Raw genomic sequence first — 16,200 nt, 5'->3', positions numbered from 1 at the left:
GTGAATGGTGTCGGATCTGGCAAGCTTCCATGACGTTCTTTTTCCTGTTGCCGTGTCGTTCGGCGCGACGGGTGGACCGGAACGGCGCAACGAGATCATTTCGCTGACGTCAGGACGGGAAAAGCGCAACAGCCGCTTCGCAAATTCGCGCCGCCATTATGACGCCGGTACGGGGCTGCGATCGCTGGACGATTTGCAGGAGGTGATTGCGTTCTTCGAGGCGCGACGTGGTTCGCTGCACGCTTTCCGCTTTCGCGATCCATTCGAGATGAAGTCATGCGCGCCGGCTTCGGTTCCTTCCGCCACGGATCAGATAATTGGGATCGGAGACGGCGCGGCTTCGCGCTTTGCGCTGGTGAAAGTGTACGGTTCGGGTGCCGACGCCTATCGGCGGTCGATACGAAAGCCGGTTGCGGCAACGCTGCGCGTGGCGGTGGCCGGGTTGGAACGTTCCGACGCGGATTTTTCGTTCGATGATGCAACCGGTGAAGTTGTTTTCACTGAGGCTGCCAGGCCGGGCGCTGGCCAGCAGGTTACAGCCGGCTTCGAGTTCGACGTTCCAGTACGCTTCGATACCGAGCGTATCGCCATCAGCCTGAAGGCGTTCAAGGCCGGGCAGATTCCATCGATCGCACTTGTGGAGGTGCTGCTGTGAGCGAGTACCCGCAGGCATTGATCGACCATTTCGGCCTCGAAGTCACAAGCATCTGCCATTGCTGGCGTTTGACCAGGAAGGACGGAGCAACACTGGGATTTACCGATCACGACCGTAAACTGTTCGTGAACGGCACATTGTTCGAACCCGAAAGCGGGCTTAGTTCAAGCGAGGCGCGCCAGTCGCTTGGTCTTTCGGTCGACACCGTGGACGTGGAGGGCGTGCTGTCGTCCGACCGCATCACAGACGAGGACATCGCCTTTGGCCTCTACGACGACGCTAAGGTCGAGACCTATCTGGTCAACTGGCGGCAGCCTGAGCAGTTCGCCAGCATCAAGGTGGCGACAATCGGCAAGATCACGCGCCGCGACGGCAGTTTCGTTGCCGAACTTGAAAGCCCGGTGCACCAGTTGGATCAGCCGAACGGTCGCTATGTGACGCGAAAGTGCGACGCGGAACTGGGCGATGCGCGCTGTCGCGTGCTGCTGGACCAGCCGGCTTTCAATGGGTTGGGCGAAGTGGAAGAGTTCGATGCGGCCGAGGAACTTCGCGTTTCCGGGCTGAGCGGATTCGAGGCGGGATGGTTCTCGTTCGGCACGTTGATATGGACGAGTGGGGCGCGGACGGGACAAACGGAGCGGATCGTCGACCATCGGCGCGACGGCGAACAGGTGATGTTGGTTTTGCAAGCCATTGTCGGGCCGATCGTTCAGGCAGGTGACGCATTCAAGGTCGTTGCCGGTTGTGACCACAGCTTTGCGACATGCAAGGCCAAGTTTGACAATGCGTTGAATTTTCGCGGTTTTCCACACTTGCCGGGAAATGATGCAGCCTATGCCTATGTCTCCGATGGCGGCAATTTCGACGGTGGCCCGGTGGTGCCATGAAGGTGGCAGAAACCTTGAAGCAGCCGGGTGCGGACGAAATCGTCGCGGAAGCCTTGTCCTGGTTGGGCACGCCTTATCGGCATCAGGCTTCCAGCAAGGGAGTGGGCTGCGATTGCCTCGGCTTGATCCGGGGCGTGTGGCGTTCGCTTTATGGCAATGAACTTGAAGCGCCGGGCGACTATGCGCCCGACTGGGCCGAAGCCGGCGGAGAAGAGCGGCTGCTTCTCGGAGCGGCGTGCAAGCTGGAGCCAAAGCCGCTGGATGCGTTTTCCACCGGTGATGTCTTGATCTTTCGCTGGCGGCCGCATCTGCCGGCAAAGCACGCCAGCATAGCGGTAAGCCAAAGTCATTTCATCCATGCCTACCAGGGCGGTGGATCAGTGGTGAAATCAGCACTTGTGCCGCAGTGGCGCCGGCGTCTTGCGGGCGTGTTCGTCTTTCCGAATTTCTGAATTTCCTACGCCGGAGCATTTCATGGCGACAATCTTGCTGCAGGCGGCGGGCGCCTATTTGGGCGGCTTTCTTGGTTCGGTCGGCGGTGCCGTCGGCTCTGCCGTCGGCGCGCTTGCCGGTTATGCGATCGACCGCGCGCTGATCAACGGCACGCAACGCATAGAAGGCCCTCGGCTGGCAAACGCCAGGCCATTCAGCGCGGAGGAAGGAGCGGCAATTCCGCGCCTTTACGGCACGGCCAGGCTTGGCGGGACCTTGATCTGGGCGACGCGTTTCGAGGAAAGCCGCACGACCAGACGACAAGGCAAGATGGGACCGAAGGTTACGGAATTTTCGTACTACGCCAATGCCGCGTTCCTGCTGTGCGAAGGGGAGATTGCCGGCATAAGGCGGGTGTGGGCCGATGGTCGGGAAATCGACCGGGAAACTGTCGAGTTCAGGATCTATCGCGGCAGCGAAGACCAGCCGGCCGATCCGCTTATCGAAGCCAAGCAGGGCGAGGGCAATACGCCTGCCTATCGCGGTGTTGCCTATGTCGTCATCGACCGGCTCGACATCGGCAACTTCGGCAACCGTATCCCGCAACTGCAGTTTGAAGTGATCCGCCCGGTGGGCGCGCTGCACTCTGCGGTCAAGTCTGTGGCGTTGCTGCCCGGTGCTACAGAGTACGGCCTTTCGCCCAAGCTGGTGACGCTTCAGAAGCGGCCGGGCGAACAGCAGGCGCTTAACCGCAACGTGCTTTTCGCGGGCACCGACATCGCGGCCTCTCTCGATGAATTGCAGATGACGTGCCCGAACCTGAAGCACATTGCGCTGGTGGTGACATGGTTCGGCGACGATCTGCGCGCCGGGCATTGCCGGGTCCGCCCGGCGGTGACGACGAGCAATGGCGGCGGGCTTTCGAGCAACTGGCTGGTGTCGGGGACGGCGAGACAGGGCGCGATGGTGGTTTCGCAACATGACGGCGGCGCTGCTTACGGCGGCACGCCTTCGGACCGCAGCGTGCTCGACGCCATTGCCGAGATCAAGGCGCGCGGGCTTGGGGTGACGCTTTACCCCTTCATCATGATGGATATTGCCGATGGCAACGGCTTGCCGAACCCCTATGGCGGTTCGAACCAGCCAAGCTATCCTTGGCGGGGGCGCATCAGTTGCGATCCGGCGCCTTTGCAGGTGGGCACCGTTGACAAGACGGTAGCTGCGCGGGCGCAGGTGGCTTCGTTTTGCGGTAGCGCGCTGCCGTCCCAATTTGCCGATGGCGGCAATACGATTTCGTTTTCTGGAACGCCAGGAGATTGGGGTTATCGGCGCTTCATCCTTCACTATGCGCGCCTCGCGTTGAAAGCTGGTGGCGTCGATGCGTTCCTGCTTGGCAGCGAGTTGCGCGGCCTGACCACGGTGCGCGACGATGAAGGAGCATTCCCGTTTGTCGGCCAACTGGCGGCGCTTGCGGCTGATGTGCGGGCCGTTCTGGGGCCGGCAGCGCGCCTGACTTACGGTGCCGATTGGAGCGAATATTTCGGCTATCACCCGGCGGACGGCTCGGGCGATGTGCTGTTTCACCTCGATCCGTTGTGGGCGCATCCGGCGATCGATGCGGTTGGCATCGACAACTACATGCCGCTGTCGGACTGGCGTGATGGCGACTATGCCGGAGGCAATCCGGACGGATTTGCCGGGCCGTATGACCCGGTGGGTCTGAAGGCCGCGATAGCTTCCGGCGAAGGGTTCGATTGGTACTACGAGAACGACGAGGCGAGGGGCGCGCGGCAACGGTCGCCAATCGCCGACGGTGCCTACGGCAAGCCCTGGGTGTTTCGCTACAAGGATATCGTCAACTGGTGGTCGAACCCGCATTTCAACCGGATCGGCGAGATCGAGGCCGCGTCGCCAACCGCATGGGTGGCTCGGGGCAAACCGATCTGGCTGACGGAGCTTGGTGCGCCGGCGGTGGACAAGGGGCCGAACCAGCCGAACATGTTTCCCGATCCGAAGTCGGCTGAGAGCGGAGCGCCCCACTTTTCCAATGGTGGGCGTTCGGACCAGGCCCAGCGCCGCCTGATCGAAGCGCATCTGGCGCATTGGGACCCGGCGACGGCGGACTTCGACGAAGCCGGAAATCCGGTTTCGGAAGTGTATGAAGGCAACATGCTCGACCCGGAGCGGATTTGTCTCTGGGCCTGGGATGCGCGGCCGTTTCCGGCGTTTCCGCAGCGGACCGATTTGTGGTCGGACGGCGCGAACTGGTCATCGGGACACTGGCTGAACGGGCGACTGGCAAGCCCGGATATGGCTTCGCTGGTCAACGCAATCCTGGCCGATCATGGCCAGCCGCCGGCATGGGTCGAAGGCGCGGAGGGCACGGTCCACGGCTATGTCGTGGCGGATCCTTCTTCGGCAAGGGCAGCGCTGGAACCGCTGGTCGACCTCTTCGATCTCGCCGTGATCGAGCAGCCGGATGGGCTTGTTTTCGAAAAGGCAGGTGCTGGGCGGACAGGGGCCATCGAAGTCAGCGAGTTGGCGGGCGAGGAAGGCGTGCCGTTGGTCGAGACGGTTCGCAATCCGGATCACGGTTTTCCAGCCGAGGCGCTGCTGACCTTCACCGATCCGATGGCTGACTATCAGGCCGGGACGGCCCGGACGCGGCGGCTGGGTGCGGTTGGCAACCGGCAGCAGACGATTGTCTTTCCGGGCGTGATCGAGACGGGACAGGCAAGTGCCTTGATCGAGGATTGGCTGCAGCGGACCTGGTATCAGCGCGAGACTGTCAGCTTTTCCGTTGCGCAGCCGAATGCGGACATCGTTCCGGGCGCTGTGGTCAGGTTGCCGGGATCAGGGAGCAGTTCTGATTTCCTGGTGACCAGCGTCGAGGACGGTTTGGTGCGAAGGGTGGCCGCGCGGCAGGTTGCCTTTGCGCCGCCGAGCCCTTGGCGCAGCGTGAAGAACCAACCTCCGGCTGCGACGCTGGTGCCAGTTGGCCAACCGCATGCGGTGTTTCTCGATCTGCCGAGCGGCGTAGGTGAGGGGACGCCTGCCGAGCAGTTTCGTGTCGCGGTCTGGCAAAAGCCGTGGCGTAGCCAGATCCTGTTCACCTCGCCGGAATTGACCGGATTTACCCCGCGGGAAACGGTGCTGCGGCCGGCGATGCTCGGCCGCTTGCTTGAACCATTGGAACTGGGCATCGAGGGGCGGATTTCTGGCGCGCAGTCGGTGGCAGTCGAGCTTTTCGATGCCGAGGTCTCGAGTGTCAGCCGGCTCCAATTGCTGAATGGCGCGAATGCGGCTGCGGTTCGATCTCTATCCGGGGCCTGGGAGGTCCTGCAATTTCAATCTGCCGAGGAGGTCGCGCCGCAGAAGTGGCGGTTGACGGGGCTGCTCCGGGGGCAGTTGGGCACCAACGATGCGATGATTGTGGGCTCCGCTGCCGAAGCCGATTTCGTCATCCTCGACGATGGCGTTGTTCCCGCAGGGCTTTTGCCCGGGGAGATAGGCCTTGAGCTCAACTGGCGGGTTGGCCCGTCGGGTTCGGATATCTCCGATCTTCAATTCGTGACGAGCCAGCAAATCGGAGGCTTGCGCGCACAGTTGCCGCTTTCGCCGGTCCACTTGCGGGCGAGGCGCTCAGAGGGCGATTTCCTGCTGTCGTGGGTAAGGCGTGGCCGCATCGGCGCAGATAGCTGGGAGGCTGCCGAAATCCCGCTGGGCGAGGAGCGCGAGGAATACAGGTTGGAACTCGCCGGACCGGGCGGCCCGGTGGTGCGCACGGTGACGGTGGGCCAGCAACAATGGCTCTATCCGGCAGCCGATATCGCTTTGGATTTCGCAGTCGTGCCGCCAGCGCTGGATATCACGGTCCGGCAACTGAACACCTCGGTCGGGTGGGGAATTCCCGCGACTGCGCGCCTGGCGCTCATCTGAAATCGACCATCAACAAGCTAGCAAAGGAGCCGCGCAATGATCGCGACAAAACCATGGTATCTCTCGCGTACGATCTGGGCCTCGATCGTAACCATACTGACCGGTGCCGCCGGCCTGACGGGCTTGCCGCTTGACGGGCTGGACGGATCGGCGCTCACCGACACCCTTCTTCAAGCTGTCAGCGCGATTTCCGGCCTGATCGCCGTCTTCGGCAGGTTGTCTGCCAAGGAGCGAATAGGCTAGGATCGTGCCACGGCATGGCTGGGCGGGAGCCATGCCGTTTCTGGCACGCATTTGCCAAGCCGGGTGGGGGAAAATGTTGAGTAGGCATGGTGTTCATTCCGCGTTCAGCCGCAATTGGTTAGGACGTCGAGCATGAAAAAGTTTCGTCACCTCTTGCGAACGGTTCTGCCGGTGGTCTGCGCATCCGCACTTGGGATTTCCGAGGCGATCGCGTTGCCGGTGGCCGCGCCTCAACTCACAAATCCGGTCATCAATGTTGCCGCCGATTGCTACTCGATCGGCCAGCAGGTCGCCGCGCAGGCTGGAGGAACGTTGGCCAAGGCCTCTGAAGCAAGCAGGGGCGGCCAGCCAGTTTGCGTCATCGTTGTACTGGTTCCCGGCAAGGACGGGCAGCGTCCGCGCCGCGAGGAAATCGTGGTGCCGCAGGGTTGAGCGCCCGCGCGTTTCAATGGTTGTGGAATCGCCTTATAGCTGGCCGTGATTTCGGCTAGCTGGCCTTCGATCGAAAGGGACCGGTCATATGCGCGTACTCGTCGTCGAAGATGACAAGGACCTGAACAGGCAGATTTCCGACGCCCTGATAGATGCCGGCTACGTCGTTGACCGGGCATATGACGGCGAGGAAGGCCATTTTCTGGGCGATACCGAGCCTTACGATGCCGTGATCCTCGATATAGGCCTTCCGCAGATGGACGGCATCAGCGTCGTCGAACGCTGGCGGCGCGATGGAAAAAAGACGCCGGTGCTCATGCTGACAGCGCGCGACCGCTGGAGCGACAAGGTCGCCGGTATAGATGCTGGTGCCGATGACTATGTGGCAAAGCCTTTCCACATCGAGGAGGTTTTGGCGCGTTTGCGTGCATTGATCAGGCGTGCGGCCGGCCACGCCTCGTCCGAACTGACCTGTGGTCCGTTGCGGCTGGACACTAAGGCATCGAAAGCCGATGTGAACGGGGTGCCGTTGAAGCTGACCTCGCTCGAATTCCGGCTGCTGGCCTATCTCATGCACCACATGGGCGAGGTTGTATCGCGCACCGAACTCGTCGAGCATCTCTACGATCAGGACTTCGATCGCGATTCCAACACGATCGAAGTGTTCGTGGGTCGCTTGCGCAAGAAGATGGGCATGGACCTGATCGAGACAGTACGCGGCATGGGTTACCGCATCCGTGAGCCGGAGCAATAAGACGCCAAGCTCTCCCACCACCCGAGCGACCGGAAGTTTCGCGCCGCGCATTTGGCTGCGCTCGCTGACGTTTCGGGTCATAGCGCTCTCGACCATATGGGCAGTTCTTGCCCTGGTCGTCATCTTCACTTTGATAACGACGCTTTATCGGCAGGCGAGCGAACGCGGTTTCGACAGCCTGCTTTCGGCTCACCTGTTCAACCTGATCGGATCCGTCGGAGTGTCGGAGCAGGGAGTGCTGACTGGAGCGCCGGATCTCGGCGACTTGAGGTTTTCCGAACCGCAGTCTGGCTGGTATTGGTCCGTCGAACCGGCATCGAAGGAACTTGCCGGTAATCTCAGGTCTTCCTCGATGACCAAGGGCATCCCTTCGCCAAGCGTTTTGGAGGTGCCGTTCGATTCCGAGTTCCAACGCAAGTATCTGGCCGAGGGCTTGGACGGCGAAGAGGTTCAGGTTTTCGAAAGCGAATTTGTGCTGGACGCGAAAAACCGCATCGCCCGCTTCCGCGTCATGGGCAACGAGACCGAACTTGAACAGGAGATAAGCGCGTTTCAACGCCGGCTGCTGACCTATCTTTCGCTGTTCGGTTTCGGCATGATAGCCATCAACGCGATTGCCATCTTGTACGGGTTGCAGCCGCTTCGGCGCGTGCGCAATGCTCTCGCCATGGTGCGACAGGGCACGGCTCAACGGCTGGGAGGGAGGTTCCCGGCTGAAATCGAGCCGCTGGCCAACGAAACCAATGCGCTGATCGAAAACAACAAACGCATCGTCGAGCGATCCCGAACGCAGGTCGGCAATCTCGCCCATTCGCTGAAAACGCCGCTTGCCGTTCTGCTTAACGAAGGCCGCGCGCTTGGCGGAGACAAGGGAAAGCTGATCACCGAACAGGCAACATCGATGCAGCAGCAGGTCGAATATTACCTGCAACGCGCCCGCATGGCTGCCCAGCGTGACAGTGTCGTCTATCGCACGCCAGTCAAGCCGCTGGTGCAGAGAATGGTGCGGGTGATGGAGAAGCTCAATCCGAAAATCGATCTGAGGCTGACGCTGCCGCAAGAAGAGGTCATTTTTGCTGGCGAGCGCGAAGATCTCGAGGAGGTTCTGGGCAATCTGCTCGAGAACGCGATGAAATGGGCAAAGAGCGTGGTGGCGGTCACTGTCGGACTTGTTGCGGACGAGGAAGGAAATGCCAGCCTCTTCGAAATCAGCATTGAGGATGATGGCCCGGGAATTCCTGAGGGCAAGGCGCGTGAAGCACTGAAGCGCGGAAAACGACTCGACGAAAGCAAGCCGGGTACCGGCCTTGGACTGGCGATCGTGGCCGATCTCGTCAACGAATATGGAGGCAAGCTGGCCTTGGAGCGGGCCACGCTGGGAGGGCTCAAGGCGGGTATCGTATTGAGAAACGTGGAGTGACGTCTACGGCCAACTACGAATGGCGCCGATTGCTTTTCGCACAGTCGGGCTTTCATCGGCCCGAATACGGTAACTACGGATTTCCAAAGATGATTTTCGATCGGACTGGCGCTTTTTCAGAAGCTTCCAGTGGATCAAGATGATACGATTCGGCCAAACTTCGGTCAAAGATCGAAACTATCGCGATGCGCGATCCGATAGCGCGGCAACGGGGACTTGTCTGGCATGAACTATCGCATAGTGCTTGTCGTTGGACTGCTTGCGCTTTCAGGCTGCGGCACGACCGGACTTCGCAGCGCCTCGACTGGCGTATCTGCGAGCGGGACGGCTTCAAACAGCGGCCTGGCTGGTACGACAGTGATTTCCGCAATGGGTGGCGGACTGGTCAGCGGCTCGATCGGATCTGGTCTCTCCGAAAGTGAGAGGCGCAAGGGTCTGGAAGCGGAATACAAGGCGCTGGAATACACGGCGGGCGGTCAGCCGGTGGCCTGGAAAGGCGACCAGGCCAACCACTATGGCGAAGTTGTCGCGGCGCAGCCCTATAGGGTTGGCTCACAGGATTGCCGGCAATATACCCATACCGTCGTCTCCGGCGGTCCGGCAGCGTCGGCTCGTGGCACGGCCTGCCGCAACGCCGATGGCAGCTGGACGCCATTGACTTAAGGGCGATTGGCGAAAGTCCTGCTGCGGCATTGGATGTTGCGCCAAGGCAAAGATGGCAGCGACGGCGAAGGCTATCTGGTCGCAAGTCAGCCACGAATGTGGCGATCAAGTTGACATCACGAAGATTCGTCAAAGGGTCGCAGCGTGTCCGTGTTGGCAGTCCGACGCACTACGGCTATTTAGAACGCCATGCTATTCTGGGTTATTGCCGCTGTTTTGACGCTGGTTGCGAGCTTGGCGGTATTGCTGCCCCTCGCGGCGAAGCCAAAGGCTGAAATTGACGGCGCGCGGCACGATCTCGAAGTCTATCGCGACCAGCTTTCCGAGCTGGACCGTGATGTGGCGAGAGGATTGATCCAACCGGTCGAAGCCGAACAGGCACGGGCGGAAGTGGCTCGCCGCATCATCCGTCTTGGCGGTGAAGAAAAGTCTGGCGACCCGGTACAGCGACCAGCATCGACCAGCTTGCGGTTGATTTCCGCCGCGGCGGTGTTGGCAGTCCCGCTGATCAGTTGGGGCACATATGCCCGGCTTGGATCGCCGGATATTCCCTCACAACCGCTTAGCGAGCGGATGCTCAAGAACCCGGCTGAGAGCTCGGTCGACGAACTCGTGGCGCGTGCCGAGGCACATCTCGAAGCTAACCCGACCGACGGGCAGGGCTGGGACGTTCTTGCCCCGGTTTATCTGCGCATGCAGCGCTTTGGCGATGCCGCAAACGCTTATCGCAACGCCATACGATTGCTGGGCTCAAGCTCTGACCGTCAATCGGGCCTGGGTGAGGCGCTGGTGAATGCCGAGCAGGGCAAGATTTCGGCAGAGGCAAAGTCGGCTTTTGACGAAGCGCTAAAGCTTGATGCGGCCAACCCGAAGGCTGCCTTCTTCGTGGCAATGGAAATGGCCCAGGATGGCCGCAAGGACGAGGCGATTGCAACCTGGCAGAAGATGCGCGCAGGTTTGCCTGAGGGGTCGCCCTGGCTGGAAGCAGTGGATCAGGCGCTCGCCCGCGCAGAGGCACCGGACGTGCCTGTGGCGAACGGGCCAAGCAAAGACGAGATGGAGGCCGCCGCCGCGATGTCTCCCGAAGACAGGGCGTCGATGATTGCCGGCATGGTTGCCCGCCTTGACGAAAAGCTGAAGCAAAATCCCAAGGATACGGAAGGCTGGATGCAGCTCATCCGTTCGTATCTTGTTATCGGGGAAGCCGACAAGGCCAAGGATGCGCTCAAGCGGGCGGTATCGGTTTTCGGCCCCGGTAGCGAGCAGGCGAAAGAGTTCATCGCCTTTGCTTCTTCGAACGGGCTTGAGGTTGCGGAGTAGGCGATGACACGCAAGCAGAAAAGACTGTCGGTGATTGTTGGCGGCCTCGCTTTTCTAGGCGCGGCGACAGGGCTCACTTTCTATGCGCTTGGCCAGAAAGCATCGTATTTCTATATGCCCGGCGACCTGGCGACGGCTAGCCTCCAGCCGGGGCAACGTATCCGCCTTGGCGGGCTGGTCGAAAAAGGCACCATCCAGCGTGGGCAAGGCACCACAGTCGCCTTTGCCGTGACCGACACCCAGAAATCCGTAAAAGTGACCTACACCGGCATCCTGCCCGACCTTTTCCGCGAGGAGCAGGGCGTGATCACGGAAGGCTCGTTCGGGACCGATGGCACCTTCGTTGCAGATAGTGTTCTGGCCAAGCACGATGAGAATTACATGCCCAAGGAGGTGGCCGACAGCATGAAGGCCAAGGGCATCTGGCAGGAGAGCACGAATGAATAGCGGGTTGCCTCGCCATGGTTGAAATCGGCCATTTCGCGCTTGTTCTCGCCCTGGCGCTGGCGCTCGTGCAGACAACAGTGCCCCTGATCGGCGCACGTATCCACAATGAAAGGATGATGGCGGTTGGGGGGCCGGTTGCCCTGACAGGGTTTGCCCTGACCGCGCTATCTTTTGCCGTGCTGATGATCGCCTATGCGCGCTCGGATTTCTCGGTGCAGACGGTGTGGGAGAACTCGCATTCGCTGCAGCCGTTCCTGTTCAAGATCACAGGTGTGTGGGGCAATCACGAAGGCTCGATGTTGCTCTGGGTGCTGATCCTGACCTTCTTTGGCGGGCTGGTGGCGCTGTTCGGCAGCAACCTGCCGCCGACGCTCAAGGCCAATGTGCTGGCCGTGCAGGGCGCCATCGGAACTGCGTTCTTCCTGTTTATTCTGATCACTTCCAACCCGTTCACGCGGATTTCGCCTGCGCCGATTGAAGGCCGCGACCTGAACCCGGTGCTGCAGGATATCGGGCTCGCCGTTCATCCGCCGCTGCTCTATCTCGGCTATGTCGGCTTTTCGATCTGCTTTGCGTTTTCGGTCGCCGCGTTGATCGAGGGTCGGATAGATGCCGCCTGGGCACGCTGGGTGCGGCCGTGGACGCTGGTTGCGTGGGTGTTTCTGACAGGCGGCATCGCCATGGGCTCGTACTGGGCCTATTACGAGCTTGGTTGGGGCGGGTTCTGGTTCTGGGACCCGGTCGAAAACGCTTCGTTCATGCCGTGGCTGGCCGGCACCGCACTGCTGCATTCGGCAATCGTGATGGAGAAGCGGTCGGCATTGAAGATATGGACGCTGCTTCTGGCGATCCTGACGTTTTCGCTGTCGCTGCTCGGAACCTTCCTGGTGCGCTCAGGCGTGCTCACGTCGGTTCACGCCTTTGCGACGGATCCGGAGCGCGGCGTCTTCATCCTGGGCATATTGCTGCTGTTCATTGGCGGCTCGCTATCGCTGTTTGCGCTGCGGGCCTCGTCGCTGACGCAAGGCGGTCTGTTCCAGCCGATCTCGCGCGAAGGCGCGCTGGTTCTCAACAATCTGTTCCTGACCACGGCGACCGCGACGGTTTTCATCGGCACGCTCTACCCGTTGTTCATCGAGGCGGTATCGGGCGACAAGATTTCGGTTGGCGCGCCGTTCTTCGACCTGACCTTCGTTCCGTTGATGATCCCGCTCTTGCTGATCGTCCCGTTCGGACCGTTGCTGGCGTGGAAGCGCGGCGATATCTGGGCAGTCTCACAGCGCCTGATGTTCGCTTTTGGAGCTGCGCTGCTGGTGGCGCTGGTCACGGGTTTCCTGATCGATGGTTCCTCCGTGCTGGCGGCGTTCGGCACCGGGCTGGCAGCTTGGCTGATTTTTGGCGCTTTGACTGACCTCGCCATCAAGGCCGGTATCGGCAATGTCGCGCCTGCCGTAGCGGTTAGGCGTCTTGCCGGCCTGCCGCGTTCAGTCTTCGGCACGGCGCTCGCCCATCTGGGGCTTGGGCTTACTGTGCTGGGACTTGTGGGAACGCTTTGCTTCGGCACCGAACACATCTTGACGATGAAGCCCGGCCAGACTGTCGAGGCGTCGGGCAAACTGGTGCGCTTCGATGGACTTGCGGAATATAAGGGACCGAACTTCGACGAGGAACGGGCGCACTTTTCCTTGCTCAACTCGGCCAATGCCGTTGTCGATGAAATCTACTCGGCCAAGCGGCTCTATCCGGTGCGGCAGACGACGACGACCGAAGCCGGCATCAAAACGATGGGTTTCAGCCAACTCTATATTTCGATCGGTGATGATGGCGACGATGGCTCACTTGTGGTTCGCGTTTGGTGGAAGCCTTTTGTCACGCTGATCTGGGGTGGCGGACTGGTGATGATGGCGGGCGGCGCGATGTCGCTCATGGATCGGCGGCTGAGGGTCGGCGCGCCGTCACGCCGGCGCAAACCGGTTGGCGCTACACCGGCGACGGACGCTGCCTGATGCGCAGGCTGGCACTTGCAGGCCTTTGGCTGGGTCTGGCGCTGCTGTTCTCGTCTCATGTACAGGCGGTAACGCCGGATGAGATGCTGAAAGACCCTGCGCTTGAAGCGCGGGCGCGGGCGCTGTCCGAAGGTCTGCGCTGCCTGGTCTGCCAGAACCAGTCGATCGATGCATCGGACGCCGATCTAGCCCGCGACCTGCGCATCCTTGTTCGCGAGCGCCTCACGGCAGGCGACACCGACGATCAGGTAATGAATTACATCGTTTCGCGCTACGGCGAGTTCGTTCTGCTGAAGCCGCGTTTCGACCTGCGCAACGCCCTGTTGTGGGGTGCGCCGTTCTTGCTTTTGCTGGGCGGCGTCGTGTTCGTCTATGCCGCCTCCAGGAAGAGGCAGCCCGTCGACGCTGCGAAACTGAGCAAGGAAGAGCAGGACGCGCTCAACGATGTCCTGAACCGGGACTGATCCCGCCTTAAGCTCGGAATACTTTCGTACATTACCAAACTTTCATGCACCGGAAATGGCGCTGTAATGTAGCGGGCTCTATCTCTCTTTCCGAGGATGCGTCGCGCATCTCTTGCAAAGAGGATCGAAATCCATGTCTAGCGCCCCCAAAATTTTCTCTCGCAGCCGCAAGGGTCTGGCCGCCGCTGTCGCATCGCTGGCAATCGCCGGCGCAGTCGGCCTCGGCGCCGTAACCGCTGGAACGGCACCTGTTCTGGCCGATGCGGTCCGTGTCCAGGCACCGCAGGTACCAAGCTTCGCCGATGTCGTGTCCAATGTTTCCCCCGCTGTCGTCAGCGTGCGCGTGAAGGCAAAAATCCAACCCGCGGCCGACGATGGCTCAGGGTTCTCATTCGGCCCGGATGGCTTGGACAATCTCCCGCCGGATCATCCGATGCGCCGTTTCTTCAAGGATTTCCGCGGGTTTGGCGATCAGAACGGTCGCCCGCATCGCTTTGACCGGCGCGGCGACAACAACAAGCCCCGGCCAGTGGCTCAGGGCTCCGGCTTCTTCATTTCCGAAGACGGATATCTTGTGACGAACAATCACGTCGTCGATGAGGGCACGGCCTTTACGGTTGTGACAAATGACGGCAAGGAACTCGACGCCAAGTTGATCGGAACCGATCCGCGCACCGACCTCGCAGTTCTCAAGGTCGATAGCGGCGACAAGTTCACCTATGTCGATTTTGCCGATGACGCCTCGGTTCGCGTTGGCGACTGGGTGGTTGCCGTTGGCAATCCCTTCGGTCTCGGCGGCACCGTGACGGCCGGCATCATTTCGGCGCGTGGCCGCGACATCGGCGCGGGTCCATATGATGACTTCATCCAGATCGACGCAGCCGTGAACCGGGGTAACTCCGGCGGCCCGGCATTTGACCTCAACGGCCAGGTCGTTGGCATCAACACCGCGATCTTTTCGCCCTCCGGCGGCAATGTCGGTATTGCGTTTGCGATTCCCGCCTCCACTGCCAAGCAGGTCGTGCAGGACCTCATGAAGGACGGCTCGGTGGCCCGTGGCTGGCTAGGCGTGGAAATCCAGCCTGTCGGAAAGGATATCGCCGAGTCTCTTGGCCTGCCATCTGACAAGGGCGCGTTGGTTTCCAACTCGCAGGATGATGGCCCCGCCAAGAAGGCTGGAATCGTCGCTGGCGACGTGATCACGCAGGTCGATGGCAAGAACGTCGATTCGACGAGGGAACTCGCCAGGCTGGTTGCCGGATATACACCGGGTCAGTCGGTTGATGTGACGCTCTGGCGCAACGGCAAGTCTGAGAACGTGAAGGTCAATCTCGGCGAATTGCCCAAGGCTGAAAAGCAGGCTTCGGCGGATGACCAGTCAACGCCAGCCACGCCGACGGATTCACTGGCCGACCTTGGCCTGACGGTCACTCGCTCGGATGACGGCAAGGGGCTCGTGGTGACGGACGTCGATCCTGATAGCGATGCAGCAGACCGTGGCATCCAGGCTGGCGACATCATCACGGCGGTAAATTCCGAGGAAGTCGGTAGCGCGAAAGATGTCACCAATGCGATGGCGCAAGCCGAAAAGGCCGGCAGGAAATCGGTCCTCGTCCAGATCAGCCGCAACGACAGCAATCGCTTCGTCGCGTTGCCCCTCGACAAGGGCTGAACGGCACGTTCCTGAGCGTGGATGTTTCGTCCCCCGAACATCCACGCCAACAGCGGCACCGAAGCATCGAGTCAGTTATTAGTCTTTCGGTGCCGGCGGCAGCGGACCACAGCGTCCGCTGCCGCGCTGACACAAGGATCCGCGCAACATGCCGTCCACTCGACCTGCAGAAATCGCGTATAGTGATCCAATGAAGATTCTCGTCATTGAAGATGATCGTGAGGCCGCGGATTACCTTCAGAAGGCATTTTCTGAAGCTGGGCATACGGCGCATGTGGCCGGCGACGGGGAAACCGGCTTCGCGCTGGCCGATTCCGGCGACTATGACGTCATGGTGGTGGACCGCATGATGCCAAGGCGCGACGGGCTTTCGGTGATTGCAGCGCTCCGTTCTCGCGGAAACACGACGCCCGTGTTGATCCTGTCGGCTCTCGGCGAGGTGGATGACCGGGTCACGGGTTTGCGGGCCGGCGGCGATGATTACCTTACCAAGCCCTACGCATTTACCGAATTGCTTGCGCGCGTAGAGGTGCTGAACCGTCGCGCAGGCGCAAGGGAAAGCGAGACGGTTTACAGGGTCGGCGATCTTGAACTGGACAGGCTGTCCCATTCCGTGAAACGCGCGAGCCAGGAAATCACCTTGCAGCCGCGCGAGTTCCGCTTGCTGGAATACCTGATGCGCCATGCGGGCCAGGTGGTGACCCGCACCATGCTGCTTGAAAACGTGTGGGACTATCATTTCGACCCGCAGACCAACGTGATCGACGTTCACGTGTCGCGCTTGCGCAGCAAGATCGAAAAGGGCTTCGACAAGCCGATCCTGCACACCATTCGGGGTGCAGGATATATGCTGAAGCACGGCTGAC

General features: G+C 61.0%; 15 protein-coding genes. All 15 read left to right on the top strand.

The window, feature by feature from the left end:
* Nucleotides 1-4: 4 nt before the first annotated feature.
* The gene (locus ACODTY_RS16555) at nt 5-655 is read left to right on the top strand and encodes a phage distal tail protein, Rcc01695 family (RefSeq protein WP_488995308.1); all 651 of its coding nucleotides are present in this window, start codon (nt 5-7) and stop codon (nt 653-655) included.
* Entirely contained in the window at nt 652-1,542 is an 891-nt protein-coding gene (locus ACODTY_RS16550) for a DUF2163 domain-containing protein (RefSeq protein WP_488995307.1), read from the top strand. The genes ACODTY_RS16555 and ACODTY_RS16550 overlap by 4 nt, the downstream gene beginning before the upstream one ends.
* Nucleotides 1,539-1,994 (top strand): NlpC/P60 family protein, encoded by a 456-nt coding sequence (locus ACODTY_RS16545; protein WP_488995306.1) that lies wholly within the window; start codon nt 1,539-1,541, stop codon nt 1,992-1,994. Before ACODTY_RS16550 ends, ACODTY_RS16545 begins: the two co-directional genes overlap by 4 nt.
* A gap of 22 nt (nt 1,995-2,016) precedes the next feature.
* On the top strand, nt 2,017-5,913 hold the full coding sequence (locus tag ACODTY_RS16540; RefSeq protein WP_488995305.1) for a baseplate multidomain protein megatron: 3,897 nt from the start codon (nt 2,017-2,019) through the stop codon (nt 5,911-5,913).
* A gap of 36 nt (nt 5,914-5,949) precedes the next feature.
* A complete protein-coding gene (locus ACODTY_RS16535; RefSeq protein ID WP_488995304.1) occupies nt 5,950-6,156 on the top strand; it encodes a hypothetical protein in 207 nt (68 codons plus the stop codon).
* 132 nt (nt 6,157-6,288) lie between these two features.
* Nucleotides 6,289-6,588: a hypothetical protein gene (locus ACODTY_RS16530; protein WP_488995303.1), complete on the top strand. Its 300-nt coding sequence runs from the start codon at nt 6,289-6,291 to the stop codon at nt 6,586-6,588.
* An 88-nt stretch (nt 6,589-6,676) separates the two neighbouring features.
* On the top strand, nt 6,677-7,342 hold the full coding sequence (locus tag ACODTY_RS16525) for a response regulator transcription factor (protein ID WP_488995302.1): 666 nt from the start codon (nt 6,677-6,679) through the stop codon (nt 7,340-7,342).
* Between the two features lie 49 nt (nt 7,343-7,391).
* Nucleotides 7,392-8,762 (top strand): ATP-binding protein, encoded by a 1,371-nt coding sequence (locus tag ACODTY_RS16520; RefSeq protein WP_488995354.1) that lies wholly within the window; start codon nt 7,392-7,394, stop codon nt 8,760-8,762.
* 225 nt (nt 8,763-8,987) lie between these two features.
* Nucleotides 8,988-9,425 carry an RT0821/Lpp0805 family surface protein gene (locus ACODTY_RS16515; RefSeq protein ID WP_488995301.1) on the top strand — a complete coding sequence of 146 codons (438 nt, stop codon included), beginning with the start codon at nt 8,988-8,990 and terminating at the stop codon, nt 9,423-9,425.
* Nucleotides 9,426-9,614: 189 nt separating this feature from the next.
* The gene (gene ccmI, locus ACODTY_RS16510) at nt 9,615-10,745 is read left to right on the top strand and encodes a c-type cytochrome biogenesis protein CcmI (protein WP_488995300.1); all 1,131 of its coding nucleotides are present in this window, start codon (nt 9,615-9,617) and stop codon (nt 10,743-10,745) included.
* 3 nt (nt 10,746-10,748) lie between these two features.
* A complete protein-coding gene (gene ccmE, locus ACODTY_RS16505) occupies nt 10,749-11,192 on the top strand; it encodes a cytochrome c maturation protein CcmE (protein WP_488995299.1) in 444 nt (147 codons plus the stop codon).
* A 14-nt stretch (nt 11,193-11,206) separates the two neighbouring features.
* Nucleotides 11,207-13,198: a heme lyase CcmF/NrfE family subunit gene (locus tag ACODTY_RS16500; RefSeq protein ID WP_488995298.1), complete on the top strand. Its 1,992-nt coding sequence runs from the start codon at nt 11,207-11,209 to the stop codon at nt 13,196-13,198.
* Complete coding sequence (locus tag ACODTY_RS16495) at nt 13,195-13,662, top strand: cytochrome c-type biogenesis protein (protein WP_488995353.1); 468 nt, start codon at nt 13,195-13,197, stop codon at nt 13,660-13,662. Before ACODTY_RS16500 ends, ACODTY_RS16495 begins: the two co-directional genes overlap by 4 nt.
* Before the next feature lie 133 nt (nt 13,663-13,795).
* Nucleotides 13,796-15,334: a Do family serine endopeptidase gene (locus ACODTY_RS16490; protein WP_488995297.1), complete on the top strand. Its 1,539-nt coding sequence runs from the start codon at nt 13,796-13,798 to the stop codon at nt 15,332-15,334.
* A 190-nt stretch (nt 15,335-15,524) separates the two neighbouring features.
* Complete coding sequence (locus ACODTY_RS16485; RefSeq protein ID WP_056245524.1) at nt 15,525-16,199, top strand: response regulator transcription factor; 675 nt, start codon at nt 15,525-15,527, stop codon at nt 16,197-16,199.
* Nucleotide 16,200: the final 1 nt, after the last annotated feature.

The organism is Mesorhizobium sp. FG116, from assembly GCF_057809835.1.
This window is presented reverse-complemented; position numbering and strand designations above follow the sequence as displayed.

Bases quoted from the DNA above. Each gene is read 5' to 3' on its own strand.
- ccmI (WP_488995300.1), top strand. From the start codon at position 9,615: ATGCTATTCTGGGTTATTGCCGCTGTTTTGACGCTGGTTGCGAGCTTG.
- ACODTY_RS16555 (WP_488995308.1), top strand. From the start codon at position 5: ATGGTGTCGGATCTGGCAAGCTTCCATGACGTTCTTTTTCCTGTTGCC.
- ccmE (WP_488995299.1), top strand. From the start codon at position 10,749: ATGACACGCAAGCAGAAAAGACTGTCGGTGATTGTTGGCGGCCTCGCT.
- ACODTY_RS16490 (WP_488995297.1), top strand. From the start codon at position 13,796: ATGTCTAGCGCCCCCAAAATTTTCTCTCGCAGCCGCAAGGGTCTGGCC.
- ACODTY_RS16540 (WP_488995305.1), top strand. From the start codon at position 2,017: ATGGCGACAATCTTGCTGCAGGCGGCGGGCGCCTATTTGGGCGGCTTT.
- ACODTY_RS16500 (WP_488995298.1), top strand. From the start codon at position 11,207: ATGGTTGAAATCGGCCATTTCGCGCTTGTTCTCGCCCTGGCGCTGGCG.
- ACODTY_RS16535 (WP_488995304.1), top strand. From the start codon at position 5,950: ATGATCGCGACAAAACCATGGTATCTCTCGCGTACGATCTGGGCCTCG.
- ACODTY_RS16485 (WP_056245524.1), top strand. From the start codon at position 15,525: ATGAAGATTCTCGTCATTGAAGATGATCGTGAGGCCGCGGATTACCTT.
- ACODTY_RS16545 (WP_488995306.1), top strand. From the start codon at position 1,539: ATGAAGGTGGCAGAAACCTTGAAGCAGCCGGGTGCGGACGAAATCGTC.
- ACODTY_RS16530 (WP_488995303.1), top strand. From the start codon at position 6,289: ATGAAAAAGTTTCGTCACCTCTTGCGAACGGTTCTGCCGGTGGTCTGC.
- ACODTY_RS16525 (WP_488995302.1), top strand. From the start codon at position 6,677: ATGCGCGTACTCGTCGTCGAAGATGACAAGGACCTGAACAGGCAGATT.
- ACODTY_RS16515 (WP_488995301.1), top strand. From the start codon at position 8,988: ATGAACTATCGCATAGTGCTTGTCGTTGGACTGCTTGCGCTTTCAGGC.